Origin of the sequence: Acinetobacter sp., from assembly GCF_036666595.1 — a bacterium.
Taxonomy (GTDB): domain Bacteria; phylum Pseudomonadota; class Gammaproteobacteria; order Pseudomonadales; family Moraxellaceae; genus Acinetobacter.
On the sequence record NZ_JAVWVO010000043.1, the window covers coordinates 1 to 955 of the forward strand.

Below are 955 nucleotides of genomic sequence, written 5' to 3' on the forward strand. Positions count from 1 at the left end.
ACAGGCTTTCAAAAGTTCAAACTCGGCTCGTCATTGGAGTTTGAAACGATCATACAAGGTGACTCAGAACGTATTTTGGTGGTGTTTCAAAAAGTATGCTGAAAAAAACAATATGGCTTTTGATAAAATAGAGGTATGAAAATAACGCTACAAATCAAATGTCCTACCTGTCTAAGTAACAATATAAAGAGAAATGGCATCAAAGTAGATGGGAAACAAAACCATCAATGCAAAGATTGCAAACGTCAGTTTATTGGTGATCATGCATTAAGCTATCAAGGATGTAACTCAGGTATTACCGGCAAGATATTACATTTAATGGTCAGAGGAAGCGGTGTAAGAGATATTGCTGAAGTCGAGCGTATCAGCATTGGCAAGGTATTACGAACCTTAAGTGAATCGATCTATCAGATTCAGCCTAAACAAAGCCACTACGAATGTCTTGAAGTCGATGAACTTTGGACTTTTGTAGGGAATAAGAAAAATAAACAATGGCTTATTTATGCCTACCATCGAGAATCTGGAGAAATTGTTGCTTATGTTTGGGGTAAGCGGGATTTAGCAACGGTTCAACGTCTTAAAGCTAGACTTAAAAAGCTTGGGGTTCAATATGCTCGAATTGCGAGTGATCATTGGGATAGTTTTATTACAGCATTTCAATGTTGCAAGCAAGTGATCGGTAAGTTTTTTACCGTCGGTATTGAAGGTAACAATTGTAGAATTCGTCATCGAATCAGGCGTGGATTTAGGAGAAGTTGCAACTTTTCTAAAAAGCTCGAAAATCATTTTAAAGCCTTTGATTTGACTTTCTTTTACCTTAATAACGGATTTGTTTAACGCCAGCATACTTTTTGAGACACCACCCAAATTGTTTTAAAGTTTGCGGGTTGACATGCAGGACTTTAATTTTATGCGCACAACTTAAAATACGTGATTTGTCTTCCAACAGAAAAGA

The 955-nt window shown here is 36.9% G+C and carries 1 protein-coding gene; it reads left to right on the forward strand.

Annotation, left to right across the window (positions count from 1 at the left end; all coding sequences use genetic code 11):
• The first annotated feature begins 135 nt into the window (after positions 1 to 135).
• Positions 136 to 837: an IS1 family transposase gene (locus RR876_RS16595; protein WP_004282345.1), complete on the forward strand. Its 702-nt coding sequence runs from the start codon at positions 136 to 138 to the stop codon at positions 835 to 837.
• Positions 838 to 955: the final 118 nt, after the last annotated feature.

Excerpts from the sequence above, each read along its gene's own strand:
- RR876_RS16595 (WP_004282345.1), top strand. The coding sequence starts at position 136 with ATGAAAATAACGCTACAAATCAAATGTCCTACCTGTCTAAGTAACAAT.